The organism is Vulcanococcus sp. DEBay_Sum29NL08_54 (assembly GCF_017859255.1).
In the GTDB taxonomy this organism is placed as follows: Bacteria; Cyanobacteriota; Cyanobacteriia; order PCC-6307; family Cyanobiaceae; genus Vulcanococcus.
The window spans coordinates 71,008-91,333 of sequence record NZ_JAFMNJ010000003.1 but is presented as its reverse complement, the minus strand read 5'-3'; the positions used below and the strand labels follow the sequence as shown (position 1 = coordinate 91,333).

The window sequence follows — 20,326 nt, the reverse complement described above, 5'->3', positions numbered from 1 at the left end:
GGCCTTTTTTATGCCCAGCCCTTGAGGCGATAGAGCGCCAGGCCAAGGTGCTCCTTGAGGGCCACGCTGCTCAGATAGAGCGCCTCAGCACTGGGTAGCAGGTCCTGAACCAGTGATCCTGGGGTCGGGCTTCCCAAGCGTTGCCGTTCCGGCAGCAAGAAATCACAGGCCACTGGAATCACCTGTAGGCCGCTGCGCCGCTCAAAGGTCGCCAGAGAACGGGGCATGTGAAAGGCGCTGGTCACCAGGAGGACCTGGCTCCAGCCCCGTTGCTTGGCCAACTGGCCGATGTCGCGGGCTTCCTCGGCGGTGGTTTTGGAAAGGGGATTGGGCACGATGCGCTGGCTGGGGACCCCCAGTTCTTCAGCAAGGGCCTGGGCGGAGAAGGCTTCGGCCGGTGCGGGATCTGCTGCGGTGAAGCTGATCTGGGCGCCGCTGGTCACCAGGGTGCCCGCCTTCTTTTGGCGCATCAGCCGCACTCCCGTCAGCAGGCGATCGCCTCCTTCACTGACTTCCACGCCGCGCCTGGGCGGCAGGGCCGGCTTGAGGCCACCGCCCAGCACGACGATGGCATCGGCGTTGGGGATCGTCTTGGGTGTCAGCGCCACGGCGCGCTCCTCTAAACCCCAGATCAATTGCCGACTGGTGATCGGCATGGCAAACAGCCAGACCATCGCGATGCCGCTGGCCCCAAGCGCACGGCTGAGTCTTGGCCGGCGTCTGCTTCCCAGGCCGGCGAGCTGGAGCAGCAGGCCCAGGCCCAAGGGATAGACCAGCAGCGGCAGCAGCTTGGAGAGCAGAAAGCCCATCAGAGCCCCTGCCGCCGGCGTAGCTCTTCGAGGGCCTGCTCGGTTTCAAAGCGGGCCCAGGCCGCATCCAGGTTGTCGCTGGGACTGGCGGCGGATCTCGGTTGAGCTTGGGCCGGGCGCTGCTGCAGTTCCTGGCCAATGGCTTCGAGGCGCTGCCAGTGGCCCCGTCCCTGCTGCATCAGCCCATCCAGGTGATCCTGCGCCCGCTTCGCCAGGTCATGGGCACCAGCGGCTTGTGCCCGTTGCGTGCGCTCTTGCCACTGCTTGATCTCCGCTGCGAGTTCCAGCAGGGTCCGCCGCAGTTGGGCGGCCTCGCTGAGCAGCTCCTCCCGTAGCCGTGCGCTTTGCTCGGGATGGGACCTCAGGAAGGCCTCGAGCTGCTGCTCGAGCTTGTCTTCGAGCTCATCCCACCAGGACCAGGAACTCACGCCGAGGGAGGACGGGTGATCAGCGGGGCTTCGATCTCCTCCTGCAGAGGGGTGATTGCCGCTTCCCGCGAGCGCAGCAGCAGTTGGGTGAGGCGGGCAATGGCGCCCTCTCCGAGGTTCTGGGTGGTCAGTTGCTCAAAGGCTTGGCCGTAGAGCTCCTCGAGTTGGGCAATCAGGTTTTCCCGCAGTTCCCGGGACGCTCGCCGCTGATCTTCCCTCGCCATCGCAGTTCCGTGAGGGCGTTCAGTCTGCCTGCTTCAGCAGGTGCAGCGACAGGTCGCCGCGGGGATCGCTCCAGCGGGCTTCGCTGCTCCAGCCGGCCCGGGCGGCGAGGTCCAGGAAGGCCTCTGGGCTGTACTTGTGGCTGGTTTCGGTGACGAGGGCTTCGCCCGCCGCAAAGTGCCAGCTGCGGCCGCAGGCCTGCACCGTTTGCTCCCGCTGGCTGATGAGGGCCATCTCGATGTGGCTGGCTTCAGGCACCCAGCGGGCCTGGTAGCGGAACTGGTCCAGGTCGAAATCGCAGTCCAGATCGCGATTCAGCCGTTGGAGCAGGTTGAGCGCGAAGCGGGCCGAGATCCCTGCGGCGTCGTCGTAGGCCGCCTCCAGCCGTTCGGTTGCTTTCGGCTGGTCGATGCCGATCAGCAGGGTTCCACTGGGACCGAGTAGCCGCCGAAATTGCCGCAAGAGCGCTTCGGCGGCAGCGGTGGTGAAGTTCCCGAGGGAGCTGCCTGGGAAAAACCCCAGGCGCCGTTGCGTCTTCAGCAGAGGATGGCTTGGCAGCTGCTCCAGTTGGCTGTAGTCGCAGCAGATGCCCAACATCGGCACGCCGGGATGGTCCCCTTGCAGGCGCCGGCAGGCCGTGGCCAGATGCTCTGCACTGATGTCCAGGGCCACGTAGGCCGGCTGCTCCAACGCCTGCAGCAGTGGCCCCACCTTGCGGGCGCTGCCAGCTCCGAACTCCACCAGGGTGCCCTCGCCAAGGGCCGCGGCTATCGCATGAGCCTTGTCTTCGAGCAGGGCTGTCTCGGTTTTGGTCAGGCTGTACTCGGGCTGTTGGCAAATCAGGTCGAACAGCCGCGATCCTTCGGCGTCGTAGAGAAACCAGGCCGGCAATTGCTTGGGGGTTTGGCTTAGGCCCTCGATCACCAGCTGGCGCATGTCCGCCGCCGCGGGATGCAGATCGAGCAGTTCCGGGACGCCGCTGCGTTGCAGGGTGCTGGTCATGGCTGCACCCCCTTCGCCAGGCGAATTCCGCTGGCCATCCAGCGGCTGTGGGGTGGATAGAAGTTGCGGTAGCTCAGGCGCTCGTGTCCGGCCGGCGTCAAAAAGCAGCTGCCCCGCAGCACGAACTGTGAGCTCATGAATTTGCCGTTGTACTCACCAATGGCCCCAGCGGCAGGCGCAAAGCCGGGATAGGGCCGGTAGGGGCTGCCCGTCCACTGCCAGAGGCAGCCGAAGACCTGGGCCAGCTGGCCGCTGGTGGCCGCCAGCTCCCATTCGGCTTCCTCGGGCAAGCGGGCCCCGGCCCAGCGGGCGTAGGCATCGGCCTCGAACCAACTGATGTGCCGCACTGGGGCATCGGGATGGCGCGGCCTGCGGCCCGCGAGGCTGAACTCCCATTCGCCCCGCCAGTAGCGCGGAGCTTGCCAGCCCCGGTCCTGCACCAGGGCCCAGCCTTCACTCATCCAGAGGTCGGCGCGCTTGTAGCCCCCGTCGGCGATGAAGGCGGCGTACTCGGCATTGCTCACCAGCCGTTGGCTGATGGCAAAGGGCTCCAGCCAGACCCGGTGGCGAGGGGCTTCATTGTCGAAGTGAAAGTGCCCCGAGGCCGGATCGAGACCGATCTCCACGAGGCCTCCCTCGAAGTGTTTCCAGCCCCCTGGCCCTGGGTTGGCCCAGCTGGCCTCGTAGTCCGCTTCGGGTTCGGCGATTGCTTCAGGTTCCAGGGGATTGCGGCTGAAGCCATCCAGCAGATCCATCAGCAGCAGCTCCTGGTGCTGCTGCTCGTGCTGCAGCCCCAGTTCCACGAGTGCAGCCGGCAGGTGATCCAGCTCGGCCATCAGCGCAGCGGTGACGCGTTGGCGCCAGGCCAGCACCTCAGCGATGGAAGGCCTGGTCAGGAGGCCACGCTCCGGTCTGGCGTGCCGTTCGCCCACCGATTCGTAGTAGCTGTTGAACAGGTAGCGCCAGCGGCTATCGGCGCAGTCGTAGCCCTCCAGCTGGCTCAGCAGGAACTCTTCAAAGAACCAGGTGGTGTGGGCGAGGTGCCACTTCGCTGGGCTCGCGTCGGGCATCCCCTGCAGGCAGAGGTCCTCCGGTTGCAAGCCCGCGATCAGTTGCTCGGTCGCCCGGCGGATTTCCTGCAGACGCGGCAAGACTGCGGCAGCTGAGGTCGTCACCATTCCGTCGGCTTCCGCTGAGCGGACCCTAGAAGCTCAACCTTGCTGCATCAACGCTTCTACGATCGCCGTAACGCAGAAATGGGCATGGGCGCCAGCACTCCGGGGATTGCATCCGGCTTCGTCGGTGCGGTGGGCCAGACCCCGCTCATTCGTCTGAATGCCCTCAGTGCTCTGACCGGTTGCGAGATCCTCGGCAAGGCCGAGTTCATGAACCCCGGTGGCTCCGTCAAGGACCGAGCAGCCCTTGGGATTTTGTTGGAGGCGGAAGAACAGGGTCTGCTCAAGCCCGGCGGCACCGTGGTGGAAGGGACGGCGGGCAACACCGGCATTGGCCTGACGCACCTCTGCAATGCCCGCGGGTATCGGGCGGTGATCGTGATCCCCGAGACCCAATCGGCTGAAAAGATTGGCCTGTTGCGCAGCCTGGGGGCTGAGGTGCGCACGGTTCCGGCTGTGCCCTACAAGGACCCGAACAACTACGTCCGCCTCTCAGGCCGCATTGCCGAAGAGATTCCCGGCGCGGTTTGGGCGAATCAGTTCGACAACCTCGCCAACCGCCGCGCCCACTACAAGACCACTGGACCCGAGATCTGGGAGCAAACCGGCGGCAAGGTGGATGCCTGGGTGGCGGCAACCGGCACCGGTGGCACCTATGCCGGCGTGGCGCTTTATCTCAAGGAGAAAAAGCCGCAGCTGCGCTGTGTCTTGGCTGATCCCCACGGCAGCGCCCTCTACAGCTGGGCCACCAGTGGCGAGCTCAGCAGCGAGGGCAACTCGATCACCGAGGGCATTGGCAACAGTCGGGTGACCGCGAACCTGGAGGGGGCTCCGGTGGATGACGCGGTCCGGATCCACGATCAGGACGCCCTTCAAACGATCTACGACCTGCTCTGGCAGGAGGGTCTGTTCCTCGGCGGCTCCGTCGGCATCAATGTGGCGGCGGCCGTCGAGACAGCACGTCGCATGGGGCCCGGACACACCATCGTCACGGTCCTCTGCGACAGCGGCGATCGCTATCGGTCACGGCTTTATGACGGTGAGTGGCTGAAGGGCAAAGGTCTGGAGCAACCTGAGCGCGCGGCCTGATCCACATTGGTGGAAGACGATCCGAGGTTGGAGCCAGGGGCGCTGATCGGCGGTCGCTATCGACTCGAGCGCTCCCTTGCGGAGAACCGCTGGCTGGCCAGTGATCAAGCGGCAGCCGATGCGTCGGTCCACCTTCTCCATCTGAGCGGGCTGAGCGATGACCAGCGGGAGGAGTGGAGCAAGCGCTGGCTTCAGCTGCAGGGGGTCCTCCATCCCCAGCTGCCTCGCTTTGCCGATCTGATCAGCAGCGATGGGGAGCTCTGGCTGCCGCGCCCGTGGCAGGAGGGGGAGTCGTTTCAGGCCTTGCTGGAGGGTGGACAGACCTTCGACATCCCAGAGGTCCTGGAGCTGTTGCGGCAGCTCTTGCCCCTGATGGCTTTGCTGCACAGCCATCGTCTCTCCTGCGGGGACTGGTCGCCATCCCAACTCCTGAGGCGATCGGCTGATGGGCTGCCCGTCCCCCTGGCCCTGGAGCAGCCAGCCCCATGGGATCCCCAGCGTGATCTGCTCTCCCTGGCCGAGTGTGCCCAAGACCTGCTGGGGACTCAGGCCGCGGCGGCCTTGGAATCCATCGGGCCCCTGCAGGCCTTGAGTAGCGATCGGCCTGAGCTGCGTTTTCCTTCAGCGGCGGCTGCTCTGGCGGCTTTTCAACAATTCACTCCCGCATTACCTGCTCCAATCCCGCTGGTTAAGCACTCCACCCCATCGCGGAGGCGCAAGCGGCAGCAGGAGCAGGACGCGGAAGGACGGCTTTGGCCGGTGGTGGTTGCGCTGGTGCTCGCTGCCTTGGTGGGGACCGCCTTGGGGTGGTTGGTCTTGAGCCGGGGGAAGGTCACTAGCCCAATGGCGCTTCCCAGCTTTCGGCTCCGCTCGAGCTTGCCGGCGGCGGAGATCAATCAGCGGGAGCAGTTGCTCAATCGCCTGCGGGCCCTGCAGGTGGATCGCCGCTGGTTCCTCAAGTTGGTGGACGCCAGCTTTCTGGAGCGTGGCGGCCGGCTGCCATCGGATAGCCAGGCGGATGCACCCCTGCGCATGGTGTGGAGTGAACTGGCTGAGGACTGGCTGAGCCGCGTGGAGCAGTTGCCGCTGCCCTTGCGGCCGCGCTTGGGCAATCTCACCGCCACCGATTGGAATCGCCGTCAGCAGGGCCTCGTGGCTCAGGGACTCAGCCCGGAGGTGGTCCAGAAGCTGGTCTCTGGGAGCGCGCTCAACCTGCTGAACGGTTCCCAGGCTGCCGAGATCCCCGCGGAGCCCTTTCGGCAGCTCTGGTATGCCGCCGCCGAACAAGCCCTGGGCAACCTGCAGATCGAGCTGATCGAGGGGAAGCGCAACAGCACCAAGACCGTCTCTGCCTGGGTGCCGGCTGGGGGTGCCCGGGTGTTCCCGATTCAGGTTCCGCCTGGCAGTCGCTTGGTCCTTGGCGTGAGGGGATCGGCCTTGATGCAGATGAGCGTCTTCGCCGCCGATGGACAGCTGCTGGAGGCGCGTGGACCACTGCGGGTGGTGAGCCTTGGGGAGGTCAAACGCTCCCCGGTTCAGGTCCTGATCAGCAACGACGGCTTGTCCTCGGCGAGCTTGACGCTCTCCTTGCGGGTTGACCCGAATCAGTAGCGGGCGATGGCTTTCTTGGCGTCCTTGATGTCCTGCTTGCGCCGCTCCTCCTGACGCTTGTCATGGAGCTTGCGGCCCTTGCCCAGGCCGATGGTGGCTTTGATCCAGGAGCCCTTGAGGTGGATGTTGAGGGGAATCAGGGTGAGGCCCTTCTGATCGACGGCGATGCGCAGTTTGTCGATCTCTTTGCGGTGGGCCAGCAGCCGGCGGGTCCGGAGGGGCTCGTGGTTGAAGTAGGCGCCGGCGTGGGTGTGGGGGGAGATGTGGACGTTGTGCAGTTGCAGCTGTCCCTTGCGGATCAGGCAGAAGCCATCCCGCAGGTTGACCTGCCCAGCCCGGATGGACTTGACCTCGGTGCCCATCAGCTCGACCCCGCACTCGAGGGTTTCGAGGATTTCGTACTGGTGCCGCGCAAAGCGGTTGTCCGCCAGCAATTTGTTGGCGGCGTCCCGAAGGGCCTTGGCGTTCTTTTTGCCCCCGCCCTTAGCCATGGCGCCGCGATCTCAATCCAGTGACCCTAGGGATGGATCCGCTGGCCGGTGGTCGTCCGCTGCCGATACCCTCGGGCGATGGCCATCGTTTCTTCGGGATCAACAGCGCCGCGTCAGCCGGCCCCGAGGTTGGTGGATCCTGCCGTCAGTGAGCAAGAGAAGCCGCTCCAGCGCGAGGATTCCCTCAGGCCCAAGCAGTTAGCCGATTACATCGGCCAAAGCGAGCTCAAGCAGGTTCTCGGGATTGCGATTGAGGCCACCCGCGCCCGCGACGAAGCCCTGGATCACGTGCTGCTCTACGGCCCTCCGGGTCTGGGCAAGACCACCATGGCGATGGTCCTGGCCGAGGAGTTGGGGGTGCGGTGCCGCATCACCAGTGCGCCTGCCCTTGAGCGTCCCCGCGACATCGTTGGCTTGCTGGTGAATCTCCAGCCCCGGGAGCTGCTGTTCATCGACGAGATTCACCGCCTGACGCGGGTCGCCGAAGAACTGCTTTACCCGGCGATGGAGGACTTTCGCCTGGACCTCACGGTCGGCAAGGGAACGACGGCCCGGACCCGCACGATTCCCTTGGCCCCTTTCACCTTGGTGGGTGCGACGACGCGGGCGGGTTCCTTGAGTTCACCCCTGCGGGATCGCTTCGGTCTGATCCAGCGGCTGGAGTTCTACGGACTGGAGGATCTGCAGGCGATCGTGCAGCGGGCGGCCGGTTTGCTGCAACTCGACTTGGCGGAAGAAGCGGCCCTCGAGGTGGCGCGCCGTTGCCGGGGCACCCCGCGCATCGCCAACCGCCTGCTTCGGCGGGTGCGCGATGTGGCCTCCGTCGGCGGCCATGCGCGGGTGAGCGCTGAGCTGGTGCAGCAGGCCTTGAGCCTGCACCGGGTGGATGGCCGCGGCTTGGATGCCAGCGACCGGCGCCTGCTGGATCTGCTCCACAGCGGCTATGGCGGTGGCCCAGTGGGCCTCGACACCCTCGCGGCCGGACTGGGCGAAGACCCCGTCACCCTCGAATCAGTTGTGGAACCGTTTCTGCTGCAGCAGGGGCTGCTGCAACGCACCCCCCGCGGTCGCGTGATCACCCAGGCGGGCATTGATCACCTGCAGGATCAGGCGGCATGACAGCGCTTTTCGCCGTTTTGCTGGCGGTGCAGCTGAGCCTGCCCCAACTGTTTGACCAGGCCCTGACGGCGAGTCGTGAGGGGGCGTTCCCCCAGGCCTTGGATCTTTGGAACCAGGTCCTGGAGCTGGCTCCGGAGGACGCTGCGGCTTGGAGTAATCGAGGCAATGTCCAGCTGGCCCTGGGTGACCCCGAGGCGGCGATTGCCGACCAGTCCAAGGCGATGCAGCTGGATCCGAGCAACGCCGATCCCCATCTCAACCGCGGCACAGCTGAAGAAGCCCTGAAGCAGTGGGATGCCGCAGAGGCCGATTACCGCTGGATCCTCGAGCGCGGCGCCGATGCTTCTGCGCTCTACAACCTCGGCAATGTGCAGGGCTCCAAGGGGGACTGGGAGCAGGCCCGAGGCAGCTTTGATCAGGCAGCCGAGACCCGTCCAGGTTTTGCGATGGCCCGCTCCAGTACGGCCCTGGCGGACTTTCAACTCGGGGATCAGGACCTGGCCGAAAAGGAGTTGCGCAGCATCATTCGCCGCTACCCCCTTTTCGCCGACGCCAGGGCTGCTTTGACGGCGGTGCTTTGGCGGAAGGGTGAGTCCGGCGAAGCCGAGAGCCATTGGGCTTCGGCTGCGGGCTTGGATCCGCGTTACCGCCAGCCAGAATGGCTCCTAGAGATTCGGCGCTGGCCGCCGGTTCCGGTCCAAGCCCTGTCGGACTTTTTGGCCTTGAGCAGCTGATGCCCGATCTGCTCTCCCGCGACCAGCTCAAGGCGGAGGTCAAGGCCGCCCAGCAGGAGCTGCTGGCGATTCGCAGGCATCTGCATGCCCATCCGGAACTCAGCGGCAATGAGCATCAGACCGCCGCTTTGGTGGCCGGCGAGTTGCGCAAGCTGGGTTGGCGTGTCCAAGAAGGGGTGGGCCGCACGGGGGTGCTGGCGGAACTGGGTCCGAGCGGTGGCCCCGTGGTGGCCCTGCGGGTGGATATGGATGCGTTGCCGGTGGAGGAGCGAACGGGCCTGCCCTATGCCTCGTTGAACCAGGGCCTGATGCATGCCTGCGGCCATGACATCCACACCACCGTGGGATTGGGCGTGGCTCGAATCCTGGCGCCCTTGGCCGAGCAGCTGGGCGGCACGGTTCGCTTGCTGTTTCAACCGGCGGAGGAGACCGCCCAAGGGGCGGCCTGGATGGTGGCCGATGGGGCGATGCAGGGTGTGGATGCCCTGTTTGGCGTGCATGTCTTCCCCAGTCTTTCGGTCGGAACGATCGGGGTGCGCAGCGGCAGCCTGACCGCCGCCGCCGGTGAACTGGAGGTGGAGGTCTTGGGTGAGGGTGGCCACGGGGCGCGGCCCCACCAGAGCACCGATGCCATCTGGATCGCGGCTCGGGTGGTGAGTGGTTTGCAGGAGGCGATCAGCCGACGCTTGGACGCGTTGCACCCCGTGGTGGTCAGCTTCGGCCGGATTGAAGGGGGTAAAGCCTTCAACGTGATTGCCGATCACGTCCGGTTGCTTGGAACCGTCCGTTGCCTGGATTTGGAGTTGCATGCCCAGCTGCCGGGCTGGATTGAGGAGACCGTGCAGGCCATCTGCAGGGGCTACGGCGGTGAGGCTCGGGTGCGCTACCGCTGCATCTCCCCGCCGGTCCACAACGACCCCGAACTCACGCAGCTGTTGGCCGATGAGGCGGTGGAACTGCTGGGCCGGCCCCAGGTGGAGTGGCTCGAGCAGCCGTCCCTGGGCGCTGAGGACTTTGCGGAGCTGCAGCGCGACACCCCCAGCACGATGTTCCGTTTGGGTGTGGCTGGGCCGAAGGGCTGCACACCCCTGCACAGCAATACCTTTGCGGCCGATGAGGCCGCGGTCGGGGTGGGCGTTGAGGTGCTCAGCGCCAGCCTGCTGACCTGGTTGGAGCGAGCAGCCTGATGATCCGTAATTTGCTGGCCTGCTCAACACTGTTGCTGGTGCTGATTGGCCTGGCGGGGGTGCTGCTGCGCCAGGGGCCGGATCGCCTGCAGGCCCTACCGGCCCTTTTGATTGGTTTGGCCCTGTTGGCCCAGAGCACCTGGAGCTGGCGCCGGCGCCGCCGGGCGATCCTGCAGACCCTGCGGGACCAGCAGTAGAGGCAGAGTGTGCCGATGAACTTCGACGACCTGCGCGAGGCCATCGCCTCCGATAACCCCGGCAAGGCCCGTCCTGCCCTGGCCAGCCTGGTCCAGGCCAGTGCCGAGGAGGCCGAGCCGCTGCTGCTGCTGGGTCTCGAGCAGAGCGACATGATCATGCGGCAACTGAGCTGCTCGGGCCTGGGGCACAAGCCCACGGCGGCGGGTTGGGAGCCTCTCGTTCGCACGCTGAAGCACGACCCTGAGGTGGCCGTGCGCGCCGAAGCGGCCAATGCGCTGGTGAGCCATGGGATTGATCGGGCCTGGCCGCTGCTGCTGGAGTCGTTCCAGTCCGAGAGCGAGTGGCTGATCCACTGCAGCATCCTCTCGGCTGTGGCGGAGCACCCAGAGATTGCCCCTGAGCAGTTGCTTGAGTTGGCGCGCCTGGCGGTGGCCGAGGCCGATGGCACGGTCCGGGTGGGCGGCACCGAAATCTTGGGCCGTCTTGTGCGGGAAGGCAGCAGCGAGGCCCGCGAGGTGCTGCAGGGCCTGCAGCAGGACAGTGATCACCGCGTGGTTGCGGCAGCCTTGAACGGGCTGCAGTCTCAGACTTGCTAGGTTTTGGGGGTCACTAGGGGTGCCTCCCATTGCGGGGGCTGAGATCACACCCTCCGAACCTGATCCGGGTCATGCCGGCGCAGGGAAGTGAGAAGAGACACTCAGGTTGCGCCCCCGCCCAACGCCATAGCGGTTATGCGTAGCGCCTGGATCGAAAAGCGCAAAGGTCAAGCCAACGTCTCCCAGATGCACTACGCCCGACAGGGGGTGGTGACTGAAGAGATGGCCTACGTGGCGAAGCGGGAGAACCTGCCCGAGTCGCTGGTCATGGAAGAGGTGGCCCGCGGCCGCATGATCATCCCGGCCAACATCAACCACGCCAACTTGGAGCCGATGGCGATCGGCATCGCCTCCAAGTGCAAGGTGAACGCCAACATCGGCGCCTCCCCCAATGCTTCCGATGCCTCTGAAGAGGTCAAGAAGCTTGAGCTGGCCGTCAAGTATGGCGCTGACACCGTGATGGATCTCTCCACCGGTGGCGTGAACCTCGATGAGGTGCGCACGGCGATCATCAATGCTTCGCCGGTGCCCATCGGCACGGTGCCCGTGTATCAGGCCCTCGAGAGCGTCCATGGCTCGATCGAGCGTCTCTCGGAAGACGACTTCCTGCACATCATTGAGAAGCACTGCCAGCAGGGCGTCGACTACCAGACGATCCACGCTGGTCTGCTGATTGAGCACCTGCCCAAGGTCAAGGGCCGTCTGACCGGAATCGTCAGCCGTGGCGGCGGGATCCTGGCCCAGTGGATGCTCTATCACCACAAGCAGAACCCGCTGTATACGCGCTTCGACGACATCTGCGAGATCTTCAAGCGCTACGACTGCACCTTCTCCTTGGGCGATTCCCTGCGTCCGGGTTGTCAGCACGACGCCTCTGATGCCGCTCAGTTGGCTGAGCTGAAGACTCTGGGCGAGCTGACCCGTCGCGCCTGGAAGCATGACGTTCAGGTGATGGTCGAAGGTCCCGGTCACGTGCCTTTGGACCAGATCGAGTTCAACGTCAAAAAGCAGATGGAGGAGTGCAACGAGGCACCCTTCTATGTGCTCGGTCCTCTGGTCACCGACATCGCCCCCGGTTACGACCACATCACCTCAGCCATCGGTGCGGCCATGGCCGGCTGGCATGGCACGGCGATGCTCTGCTATGTCACCCCCAAGGAGCACCTGGGTCTGCCCAATGCAGAGGACGTGCGTGAAGGCCTGATCGCCTACAAGATCGCCGCCCACGCCGCCGACATCGCCCGTCACCGCCCCGGTGCCCGCGATCGTGACGACGAGCTGAGCCGCGCCCGCTACGCCTTCGACTGGAACAAGCAGTTCGAACTGTCCTTGGATCCCGAACGGGCCCGTGAGTATCACGACGAAACCCTGCCGGCTGATATCTACAAGCAGGCTGAGTTCTGCTCGATGTGTGGACCCAAGCACTGCCCGATGCAGACCAAGATCACGGAAGAAGATCTAGAGGGGCTTGAGAAAGTCCTTGCTGAACAGCAGAGCAATAGTGAAGTCGCTGCTGTTTAATTCCACGCTTCTTGTTTGAGTTCAGGACCCGGGCGAAAGCCCGGGTTTTTTATTGCTGATTCATCAGGTTGTGTGGGCACAAAAAAGCCCCGCCATCGGCGGGGCTTTGAGTGGAATCAATGATTCTTGCCTAATCAGCCCAGGGCCTTGGCTTTGGCAACCACGTTGTCGACGGTGAAGCCGAACTTCTCCATCAGCAGCGGGCCGGGGGCGGAAGCACCGAAGCGGTCGATGGAGACGGTGTCGCCTTCGAAGCCGGTGTACTTGTGCCAGCCGAAGCTGCTGGAGGCCTCGACCACCAGGCGCTTGCGGCAGGCGGCGGGCAGCACGCTCTCGCGGTAGGCGGCGTCCTGCTCTTCGAACAGGTCCACGCAAGGCATGGAAACCACGCGGACGTTCTTGCCTTCGGCGCGCAGCTTGGCAGCGGCCTGGACGCAGAGGTCGAGCTCGGTGCCGGTGCCGATCAGGATCAGATCGGGGGTGCCGTTGCTGTCCTCAAGGATGTAGCCACCCTTGGCCACGTGGTCGGCGTTGGAGTTGGCCTGGTTGGCCATCGCCTGACGGCTGAGGAACAGCACGGTGGGGCGGTGACGGTTCGCCACGGCCACCTTGTAGGCACCGCTGGTCTCGTTGCCGTCGCCGGGGCGGATGACCAGCATGTTCGGGATCGAACGCAGGCTGGCCAGGGTCTCGATCGGCTGGTGGGTGGGGCCGTCTTCACCCAGGCCGATGGAGTCGTGGGTCAGGACATAGATCACGCCCAGTTCGCTCAGGGCGGACAGGCGCATGGCGCCCACCATGTAGCCCGCGAAGACGCAGAAGGTGCCGCCGTAGGGAACCAGGCCGCTGCCGTGATAGGCGAGGCCGTTGAGGATGGCGCCCATGGCGTGCTCGCGCACACCGAAGTGCAGGTAGCGGTTGCCCTCGGCACCCTTCTGGAAACCGGACTCACCCTTGATGTCGGTGAGGTTGGAGTGGGTCAGGTCAGCAGAACCACCGATCAGCTCGGGCAGGTTGGGGCCGATGGCATTCAGGCAGTTGTAGGAATGCATCCGGGTGGCCACACCCTTGTCATCAGGGGTGTAGCTGGGGAGGTTTGCATCCCAGCCCTGGGGCAGTTCACCACGCAGCTGACGCTCGAACTGAGCGGCTTCAGTGGGGTACTTGCTGCGGTAGTCAGCCAGGGTGGCGTTCCAGGCGGCCTCAGCGGCGGCGCCACGCTCGATGGCCTTGCGCCACTGGTCGTAGGACTCCTGGGGAACTTCGAATTCGCCGTAGTTCCAACCCAGGTTCTGGCGGGTTGCGGCGGCTTCATCAGCACCCAGAGCGGCGCCGTGAACACCGGCGGTGTTGGCCTTGTTGGGGGAGCCGTAGCCGATGGTGGTGGTCACCTTGATCATCGAGGGACGATCGGTGACGGCCTTGGCCTCTTCAATCGCCTTGGCGATGGCGCCCAGGTCGGTGTTGCCGTCCTGAACGTGGATGGTGTGCCAGCCGTAGGCCTCGTAGCGCTTCAGCACATCCTCGGTGAAGGAAACGTTGGTGTTTCCGTCGATGGTGATGTGGTTGTCGTCGTAGAGGGCGATCAGCTTGCCCAGGCCCAGGTGACCGGCCAGGGACGCAGCTTCACCGCTGACACCTTCCTGGTGGCAGCCGTCGCCCATGATCACGTAGGTGGTGTGATCAACGAGCGTGCAGTCGGGCTTGTTGAACTTGGCCGCCAGGTGTGCCTCGGCCATGGCCAGGCCGACAGCGTTGGCGATGCCCTGACCCAGGGGACCGGTGGTGACTTCGACGCCGGCGGTTTCGAAGGTCTCGGGGTGACCAGGGGTCTTGGAGCCCCACTGGCGGAATTGCTTGATGTCCTCGATCGTGACCGAGTCGTAGCCGCTCAGGTGCAGCAGCGCGTACAGCAGCATGCAGCCGTGGCCGGCCGAGAGCACAAAGCGGTCACGGTTGAACCACTTCGGGTTCTTGGGGTTGTGCTTGAGGAACTTGTCCCACAGGGTGTAGGCCATGGGAGCGCAACCCATGGGCAGTCCGGGGTGGCCGGAGTTGCTCTTGTTGATCGCGTCGACGGCCAGGAAGCGGATGCTGTTGACGCAGAGCGTGTCGACAGAAGCGGGAGCGACGACCATGGGTTACGGGTAAGGGAAGGGTGTACGGGCGGGGGAGACCGCGGGCTAGGTGAACCGGCGGAACGCCAGGCAAACGTTGTGGCCGCCGAACCCAAAGGAATTCGAAAGCACCACGTTCAGTTTGTGTTCCCGGGCCTGATTGGGAACGACATCCAGATCACAGGCCGGATCCGGATTTTGGTAGTTGATCGTAGGCGGCACCACGTTGTGGCCAATCGCCAGGACCCCGGCAACGGCTTCAATGCCGCCGCTGCCGCCCAGCAGGTGACCGGTCATCGACTTGGTCGAGCTCACGGGAATCTGCTTGGCCCGATCCCCGAGCGCGGACTTGATCGCCGAGGACTCGTTGGAGTCATTGGCCGGGGTGCTGGTGCCGTGGGCGTTGACGTAGTCGACCGCATCGGCCTCGATGCGTGCGTCTTGAAGAGCCAGGCGCATGGCCTCAGCCCCGCCCACGCCACCGGGGGTGGGTGAGGTGATGTGGTGGGCATCACAGGTCATGCCGTAGCCAACCACCTCAGCGAGGATCTCGGCCCCGCGGGCCTGGGCGTGCTCGAGGCTCTCAAGAACCAGCACGCCTGCGCCCTCGCCGATCACAAAGCCATCACGCTCGGCATCGAAGGGCCGGCTGGCGGTTGCCGGATCGTCGTTGCGGAATGACAAAGCCTTGGCGCTGGCGAATCCAGCCACTCCCAAAGGGGTGATGGCGGATTCGGCGCCACCGCAGACCATCGCGTCGGCTTGACCCAGCTGGATCAACCGGAAGGCATCACCGATGGCATTGGAGCCGGCGGCGCAGGCCGTAGCCACAGCACTGCTGGGGCCCTTGGCGCCAATGGCGATCGCCGTCAGGCCAGTGGCCATGTTTGGGATCATCATCGGAACGGTGAAAGGGCTCACCCGAGATGGACCCTTGTCTGCCAGCACGTGGGCCTGGGTCTCCATCATCAGAAGACCGCCCACGCCAGAACCGATCGCGGTTCCGATCCGATGGGCGTTGCTGTCGTCGATGGTTAGACCTGCATGGGCCACAGCCTGCTTGGCGGCAACCACCCCGAACTGGCAAAACCGATCCCAGCGCTTGCTCTCTTTGGGCTCGATGTAGGCGGAGGGATCGAAATCCTTCACCTCAGCCGCAAAGCGGCAGGCATGGGCAGACGCGTCAAACAAGGTGATCGGCGACACCCCGTTACGACCGCTACTCAGTCCTTCCCAGTAGGAAGTGACGTCATTACCAATTGGTGTGACCGCGCCAAGGCCGGTGACGACGACGCGGCGGAGACCCTCCACCATCAATTCCTTCCTCAGGCCTGCTTGTCCAGGATGTATTTGACGGCGTCGCCAACGGTGGCGATGCCTTCAGCGGCTTCGTCGGGAATCTCGATATCGAAGGCCTCTTCCAGGGCCATCACGAGTTCAACGGTGTCGAGGGAGTCAGCGCCCAGATCGTTCTGGAAGTTGGATTCGGGCTTGACCTCGCCGGCATCAACGCTCAGCTGCTCAACAACGATCGAGCGGACTTTCTCGAAGATCGCTTCCTGGGACATGGCCGGAGTGTCGGACGCCGCATCCTACGGGTATGTGTGCCAGGCACCCCCCGTATGAACAAGGATGACGGCCAGGGAGGCCTGTGGCTTGGATGCTGATTGCCATGGGTACCTTGGGCGTCGCGTCCACAGACGACATGTCCCACGCCGTCAAGATTTACGACACCTGCATCGGCTGCACCCAGTGCGTTCGGGCTTGTCCTCTCGATGTTCTCGAGATGGTGCCCTGGGATGGCTGCAAGGCCGGCCAGATCGCCTCGTCTCCCCGCACCGAAGATTGCGTCGGTTGCAAGCGCTGTGAGACCGCTTGCCCCACCGACTTCCTCTCCATTCGCGTCTACCTCGGCGACGAAACCACCCGCTCCATGGGCCTGGCTTACTGAGCCCAGCTCCCATAAGCTCAAGCCCGGCCCAGCCGGGCTTTTTTATTGGTTCCAGGCGCTATGTGCGGCATCGTTGCGGTGATTGGTTCGCGCGAGGCGGCACCGCTCCTCTTGGAGGGTCTGCGTCAGCTCGAATACCGGGGCTATGACTCCGCGGGAATCGCCACGGTGGCGGACGAGTCCGGCTTGGCCTGTCTGCGCGCTGAAGGCAAGCTCGCCAACCTCACGGCTCGTTTTGAGGCGCAGGGGGCCCAGGGGCAGTGCGGCATTGGCCACACCCGTTGGGCGACCCACGGCAAGCCGGAAGAACGCAATGCCCACCCCCACCTCGATGGTCCTCGTCGTCTGGCCGTGGTGCAGAACGGGATCATCGAGAACTACAGAAGCCTGCGTGAGGAGCTCCAGGCCAAGGGTGTGGTCTTCCGCTCGGACACGGACACCGAGGTCATTCCCCATCTGCTGAGCCAAGAGCTCGATCGGTTGGAGGCCCTGGGCCACGCAGCCTCTCCCCAGCTCCTGCTTGAGGCCGTGCAAGCGGTTTTGCCGCGGCTGCATGGGGCCTACGCCTTGGCCGTGGTTTGGGCTGCGCTCCCGGGTGCCCTGGTGGTGGCCCGCAAAGCAGCGCCTTTGCTGATTGGCCTGGGGGAAGGGGAATTCCTCTGCGCCAGTGATACCCCGGCTCTGGCTGGCTTTACGCGCACGATCCTGCCGATGGAAGACGGGGAGGTGGCGCTGCTCACCCCCCTCGGAATCGAGCTCTATGACGAGGCCGGAGCGCGGGTGCAGCGGGCTCCCACCCTCCTGAGCGGCACGGATCACGTGGCGGACAAGCGCAGCTTCCGTCACTTCATGCTCAAGGAAATCCATGAGCAGCCCGAGACCGCCGCCCTTTGGGTTGCTCGACATCTCCCCGATGCATCCGCGCGGGTGGCCTTGCCGCTCGATGAGAGCGTGTTTGAAGGGATTGAGCGCATTCAGGTGCTCGCCTGCGGCACCAGCCGCCATGCCGCGTTGGTGGGGGCCTATCTCCTGGAGCAGCTGGCCGGGATTCCCACCAGCGTGTTCTATGCCAGCGAATTCCGCTACGCCCCGCCACCGCTGGCGCCGAACACCCTCACCATCGGTGTGACCCAATCGGGCGAAACGGCAGACACCTTGGCTGCTCTCGCGATGGAGCAGGAGCGGCGCCGAGCCGTTGCCGATCCGGCCTTCGCCCCCCGTCTGCTGGGGATCACGAACCGCCCTGAAAGCTCCCTGGGCCGGATGGTTGATCAGATCCTCGACATCGGCGCCGGCATCGAGGTGGGCGTGGCCGCCACCAAGACCTTCCTGGGTCAGTTGTTGGCGTTCTATGGCTTGGCCATTGCCTTTGCCGAACGTCGCTCTGGACGGCCTGGGGTTCTCGGCGCCGAAGCCCTGCAGCAGCTGACGGTTGGTCTGCGGGATCTTCCCCAGCAATTGCGCAGCTTGGTGGATGACCATGACGGCCGCTGCGAGCAGATGGCCCATCTGTTCGCGGATACCCAGGACGTGATCTTCCTGGGCCGGGGCATCAACTATCCGATTGCCCTGGAGGGGGCGCTGAAGCTCAAGGAGATCAGCTACATCCATGCCGAGGGCTACCCCGCCGGCGAGATGAAGCACGGCCCGATCGCCCTGCTGGATGCCCGGGTGCCCGTGGTCTCGATCGCCGTCCCAGGCACGGTGTTCGACAAGGTGCTCAGCAATGCCCAAGAGGCCAAGGCCCGCGATGCCCAATTGGTGGGCGTTGCCCCCAATTGCCCGGATGCCGAGCTGTTCGACACCCTGTTGCCCGTGCCGGAGGTGGATGAGTTGCTCAGCCCGCTGCTGACGGTCGTGCCGATGCAGCTGCTGAGCTATCACATCGCAGCCCACCGGGGGCTGGATGTCGATCAGCCCCGCAATCTCGCCAAGAGCGTGACGGTCGAGTAGCCCCTCAGGCGCTGCGCCCGTAGAGGTCCTCGAAGCGGACGATGTCGTCCTCGCCTAGGTAGGGGCCGCTCTGCACTTCGATCATCTCGACCGGGATCTTGCCCGGGTTCGAGAGCCGGTGCTTGCAGCCCAGGGGGATGTACGTGCTTTGGTTCTCGCCCACCAGCTCTTCAACGCCATCTTTCTCGACGACGGCGGTTCCTTGCACCACGATCCAGTGCTCCGCCCGGTGGTGGTGCATCTGCAGTGAGAGCGAAGCCCCAGGGTTCACGCTGATGCGCTTGACCTGCCAGCGATCGCCCTCGGTGATGCCGTCGTAGGCACCCCAGGGCCGGTAGATCTTGCGGTGGGCCTTGCTCTCCGGTGCTCCGCTTTGCTCCAGCAGGCCGACGATGCTTTTGACGTTCTGGGCCTGATCCCGTTTGGCGACCAGCACCACGTCATTGGTTTCCACCACCACCAGGTCTTCCACGCCCAGACCCACCACCAGGCGGTGCTCGCTGCGCAGGTAGCAGTTGCGGCTGTTTTCGCTGATGACCCGGCCCCGCAGCACGTTGCCCTGCTCGTCCTGATCAGCCGTTTCCCAGAGGGCACTCCAGCTGCCGACATCGCTCCAGCCCGCCTGCAACGGCAGGACGGCACCGCGGTCGGTCTTCTCCATCACCGCCACGTCGATGGCGACGTTGGGGCACTGGCCAAAGGCCTCCTTCTCCAGCCGTTGGAAGTTCAGGTCTGAGCCGCCCTGGGCCAAGGCACTGCGGCAGGCCTGGACCACCTCGGGGGCCAGCCGCTCCAGTTCCGCCAGGATCACGCTGGCCTTGAACAGGAACATGCCGCTGTTCCAGGTGAAGCGTCCGGTCCCCAGGAACCCTTCGGCGGTGGCGCGGTCGGGCTTCTCCACAAACCGGGCGATCGGCACCGGGGTGCCCCTGTCCCCAAGGGGTTGGGCGGCTTCGATGTAGCCGTAGCCGGTCTCGGGGGCCGTGGGCACGATCCCGAAGGTCACCAGTTGGCCCGCCTCAGCGGCTTCCACACCGGCTTGCACCGTCTGGCGGAAGGCGGCTCCTTCTCGAATCACGTGGTCGGCTGCGAGCACCAGCAGCAGTGGGTCATCGCCTGCGGCCATGGCCTGCAGGGCGGCGATCGCCACGGCTGGGGCGGTGTTTCGGCCCACGGGCTCCAGCAGGATCGCCGAGGGATCCACGCCGATCTGGCGCATCTGCTCGGCGACGATGAAGCGGTGGTCCTCGTTGCAGATCAGCAGCGGTGGCTGGAGGTTGGCGATGCCCTCAAGTCGCTGCTGGGTTTGCTGCAGCAGGGTTTCTTCCCCTTGGCCCGCCAGGGCCCAGTACTGCTTGGGGTAACTGGCCCTCGATAGGGGCCAAAGGCGGGTTCCAGTACCGCCACACAAAATCACTGGAACCAGGGCCGCCATGGAGTGCACTCCTCTTGCACACCATTTCAAACCAAGCCCGCCCGCTTTGCCCGCTGGCTTGGTGCTGGTTCAGCTTTGTCCGTCCCCTGGGCTGGGGTCGGCCAACTCCAGTAATCCAGGCGGGGGGGTGATGCCAATCCACCCCTCTTCAAGTTCCACCCGGGGAACAATCGATTCGACAAAGGGGATCCAGAGGGGCTGTTTTTTGCCGCTGAGTTGGACCTCGAGCAGGTCGTTGCCGGCATGGAGCAGGTCTTGGACTAGGCCGATGGGTGTGCCCGACTCGAGCAGCCGCACCTCCAGTCCCACCAGATCCAGCAGGTGAAATTCGCCTTTGGACAGTTTGGGGCGCTGATCGCTCGGCACCAAGAGCTCCTGGCCCACGCAGGCCTCAGCGCTGCTGCGGTCGTTGATGCCCTCGATCCGGATCACAAACAGCTCTTTGCCGGGGAGCTGGCGCCCTGAGAGCAATTGAATTTCCTGGGGTTCTGGCGCGGGCCCCCGCTTCTGGGCCGGTGCGCGCAGCCAGCGGGGGCCGGCTTGCGTGAAGCGTTCGGGGAAATCGCTGAGGGGATTGACCCGCAGTTCACCGCGCAGTCCCTGGGCGGCAACGATCTTTCCGACCACCAGCAGCTCGGGTTGTTGCTCCATCAGCCCAAGGGCCACACCTCAGCCTCGATAATGAACG

Annotated in this window: 21 protein-coding genes and 1 riboswitch; of the genes, 10 read left to right on the top strand and 11 right to left on the bottom strand. The window is 65.0% G+C overall.

Going from position 1 to position 20,326, the window contains the following annotated elements; genetic code table 11:
- Positions 1–8 precede the first annotated feature (8 nt).
- The 5 genes from QZ186_RS02125 to egtB are packed head-to-tail and all read right to left on the bottom strand — an operon-like array spanning position 9 to position 3,639.
- Positions 9–809: a YdcF family protein gene (locus QZ186_RS02125; protein WP_296415542.1), complete on the bottom strand. Its 801-nt coding sequence runs from the start codon at positions 807–809 to the stop codon at positions 9–11.
- Entirely contained in the window at positions 809–1,237 is a 429-nt protein-coding gene (locus QZ186_RS02120) for a hercynine metabolism protein (RefSeq protein WP_296415541.1), read from the bottom strand. Before QZ186_RS02120 ends, QZ186_RS02125 begins: the two co-directional genes overlap by 1 nt.
- Complete coding sequence (locus tag QZ186_RS02115) at positions 1,234–1,461, bottom strand: hercynine metabolism small protein (RefSeq protein WP_296415540.1); 228 nt, start codon at positions 1,459–1,461, stop codon at positions 1,234–1,236. The genes QZ186_RS02120 and QZ186_RS02115 overlap by 4 nt, the downstream gene beginning before the upstream one ends.
- A 19-nt stretch (positions 1,462–1,480) precedes the next feature.
- Complete coding sequence (gene egtD, locus QZ186_RS02110; RefSeq protein ID WP_296415538.1) at positions 1,481–2,461, bottom strand: L-histidine N(alpha)-methyltransferase; 981 nt, start codon at positions 2,459–2,461, stop codon at positions 1,481–1,483.
- Positions 2,458–3,639 carry an ergothioneine biosynthesis protein EgtB gene (gene egtB / locus QZ186_RS02105; protein ID WP_296415536.1) on the bottom strand — a complete coding sequence of 394 codons (1,182 nt, stop codon included), beginning with the start codon at positions 3,637–3,639 and terminating at the stop codon, positions 2,458–2,460. The genes egtD and egtB overlap by 4 nt, the downstream gene beginning before the upstream one ends.
- Positions 3,640–3,717: 78 nt before the next feature.
- Between egtB and QZ186_RS02100 the strand changes: the two genes are divergently transcribed.
- The gene (locus tag QZ186_RS02100; protein ID WP_296415563.1) at positions 3,718–4,725 is read left to right on the top strand and encodes a cysteine synthase A; all 1,008 of its coding nucleotides are present in this window, start codon (positions 3,718–3,720) and stop codon (positions 4,723–4,725) included.
- A 9-nt stretch (positions 4,726–4,734) separates the two neighbouring features.
- Positions 4,735–6,336, top strand: coding sequence for a serine/threonine protein kinase (locus QZ186_RS02095; RefSeq protein ID WP_296415533.1), 1,602 nt, complete (start codon positions 4,735–4,737; stop codon positions 6,334–6,336).
- Here the strand turns inward: QZ186_RS02095 and smpB are convergent.
- The gene (gene smpB, locus QZ186_RS02090; RefSeq protein ID WP_010314107.1) at positions 6,330–6,827 is read right to left on the bottom strand and encodes an SsrA-binding protein SmpB; all 498 of its coding nucleotides are present in this window, start codon (positions 6,825–6,827) and stop codon (positions 6,330–6,332) included. The genes QZ186_RS02095 and smpB overlap by 7 nt on opposite strands.
- A gap of 78 nt (positions 6,828–6,905) precedes the next feature.
- Here smpB and ruvB point away from each other — a divergent pair, with 78 nt between their 5' ends.
- From ruvB to thiC, 6 genes are all read left to right on the top strand, one after another.
- Positions 6,906–7,946, top strand: coding sequence for a Holliday junction branch migration DNA helicase RuvB (gene ruvB, locus QZ186_RS02085; protein WP_296415529.1), 1,041 nt, complete (start codon positions 6,906–6,908; stop codon positions 7,944–7,946).
- Entirely contained in the window at positions 7,943–8,680 is a 738-nt protein-coding gene (locus QZ186_RS02080; RefSeq protein ID WP_296415527.1) for a tetratricopeptide repeat protein, read from the top strand. The genes ruvB and QZ186_RS02080 overlap by 4 nt, the downstream gene beginning before the upstream one ends.
- The gene (locus QZ186_RS02075; protein ID WP_296415525.1) at positions 8,680–9,867 is read left to right on the top strand and encodes an amidohydrolase; all 1,188 of its coding nucleotides are present in this window, start codon (positions 8,680–8,682) and stop codon (positions 9,865–9,867) included. Before QZ186_RS02080 ends, QZ186_RS02075 begins: the two co-directional genes overlap by 1 nt.
- The gene (locus QZ186_RS02070) at positions 9,867–10,064 is read left to right on the top strand and encodes a DUF3188 domain-containing protein (protein WP_010314098.1); all 198 of its coding nucleotides are present in this window, start codon (positions 9,867–9,869) and stop codon (positions 10,062–10,064) included. Before QZ186_RS02075 ends, QZ186_RS02070 begins: the two co-directional genes overlap by 1 nt.
- 15 nt (positions 10,065–10,079) lie before the next feature.
- Complete coding sequence (locus QZ186_RS02065) at positions 10,080–10,661, top strand: HEAT repeat domain-containing protein (protein ID WP_296415522.1); 582 nt, start codon at positions 10,080–10,082, stop codon at positions 10,659–10,661.
- 5 nt (positions 10,662–10,666) lie between these two features.
- Positions 10,667–10,764: riboswitch (TPP riboswitch) on the top strand.
- 32 nt (positions 10,765–10,796) lie between these two features.
- Entirely contained in the window at positions 10,797–12,182 is a 1,386-nt protein-coding gene (thiC, locus tag QZ186_RS02060; protein WP_296415521.1) for a phosphomethylpyrimidine synthase ThiC, read from the top strand.
- A gap of 134 nt (positions 12,183–12,316) precedes the next feature.
- Here thiC and tkt read toward each other — a convergent pair whose 3' ends face one another.
- Genes tkt through acpP form a run of 3 tightly spaced genes read right to left on the bottom strand, consistent with a single transcriptional unit; the run spans position 12,317 to position 15,867 of the window.
- Complete coding sequence (gene tkt, locus QZ186_RS02055) at positions 12,317–14,320, bottom strand: transketolase (RefSeq protein WP_296415519.1); 2,004 nt, start codon at positions 14,318–14,320, stop codon at positions 12,317–12,319.
- 45 nt (positions 14,321–14,365) lie between these two features.
- Positions 14,366–15,613 carry a beta-ketoacyl-ACP synthase II gene (fabF, locus tag QZ186_RS02050; protein WP_296415515.1) on the bottom strand — a complete coding sequence of 416 codons (1,248 nt, stop codon included), beginning with the start codon at positions 15,611–15,613 and terminating at the stop codon, positions 14,366–14,368.
- An 11-nt stretch (positions 15,614–15,624) separates the two neighbouring features.
- Complete coding sequence (acpP, locus tag QZ186_RS02045) at positions 15,625–15,867, bottom strand: acyl carrier protein (protein WP_010314088.1); 243 nt, start codon at positions 15,865–15,867, stop codon at positions 15,625–15,627.
- A gap of 137 nt (positions 15,868–16,004) precedes the next feature.
- Here acpP and psaC point away from each other — a divergent pair, with 137 nt between their 5' ends.
- Together psaC and glmS are read left to right on the top strand one after the other, a co-directional pair.
- Positions 16,005–16,250: a photosystem I iron-sulfur center protein PsaC gene (psaC, locus tag QZ186_RS02040; RefSeq protein ID WP_006850103.1), complete on the top strand. Its 246-nt coding sequence runs from the start codon at positions 16,005–16,007 to the stop codon at positions 16,248–16,250.
- A 60-nt stretch (positions 16,251–16,310) separates the two neighbouring features.
- A complete protein-coding gene (gene glmS, locus QZ186_RS02035; RefSeq protein ID WP_296415560.1) occupies positions 16,311–18,203 on the top strand; it encodes a glutamine--fructose-6-phosphate transaminase (isomerizing) in 1,893 nt (630 codons plus the stop codon).
- 4 nt (positions 18,204–18,207) lie between these two features.
- Here glmS and QZ186_RS02030 read toward each other — a convergent pair whose 3' ends face one another.
- Both QZ186_RS02030 and rimM read right to left on the bottom strand, forming a co-directional pair.
- Positions 18,208–19,638, bottom strand: coding sequence for a mannose-1-phosphate guanylyltransferase/mannose-6-phosphate isomerase (locus tag QZ186_RS02030; RefSeq protein ID WP_296415512.1), 1,431 nt, complete (start codon positions 19,636–19,638; stop codon positions 18,208–18,210).
- Positions 19,639–19,707: 69 nt separating this feature from the next.
- Positions 19,708–20,289 carry a ribosome maturation factor RimM gene (gene rimM / locus QZ186_RS02025; protein ID WP_296415511.1) on the bottom strand — a complete coding sequence of 194 codons (582 nt, stop codon included), beginning with the start codon at positions 20,287–20,289 and terminating at the stop codon, positions 19,708–19,710.
- Between the last annotated feature and the right edge of the window lie 37 nt (positions 20,290–20,326).